The organism is Rhizobium redzepovicii (genome assembly GCF_019793435.1).
GTDB classification, from domain to species: domain Bacteria; phylum Pseudomonadota; class Alphaproteobacteria; order Rhizobiales; family Rhizobiaceae; genus Rhizobium; species Rhizobium redzepovicii.
The window spans coordinates 1-422 of record NZ_JAILYH010000090.1; the positions used below are offsets into that span (position 1 = coordinate 1).

1 protein-coding gene is annotated in these 422 nt (G+C 62.8%); it reads left to right on the top strand.

The window, feature by feature from the left end:
* Positions 1 to 422, top strand: a 422-nt coding sequence (locus tag K6N12_RS33715; RefSeq protein WP_222149185.1) for an AAA family ATPase, incomplete at both ends; no start/stop codon positions are given.

A 422-nucleotide genomic window follows, 5' to 3' on the forward strand; every position in this document is an offset into this window, starting at 1 on the left:
CCGCTATGACATTGCCAGGGCTCTGCATCGTTATATCAACGACGATCCGCAGACCTTCCAGAATGCTTTTGCCGCGGTCATGGCGTCGAAGGCTCTGGTCGAGTTGAGGCCCGACAGTTCAAGCCTTTGCGGCCGTGACGGGGAGGCACGCTATTCGACGGTCGAGATGGTGGCGATCGAGGGCGTGATCGCCAGCAATGTCATGGCGATGAAGGCGCGCCAAAACCACGGTGTGGCGAAGCGCAATGTCGATGCTGCGATCGCCGCTCAGGACAGATCGATCCAGGCGGGGAACCCTTCACCGGGGCAGGGGCTGTCGGCGGAACAACGCCAGGCGATCGAGCATGTCACGGGTCCAGCTCAGATCGCCGTGGTGATCGGCTTTGCCGGTGCCGGCAAGAGCACGATGCTGGCGGCTGCCC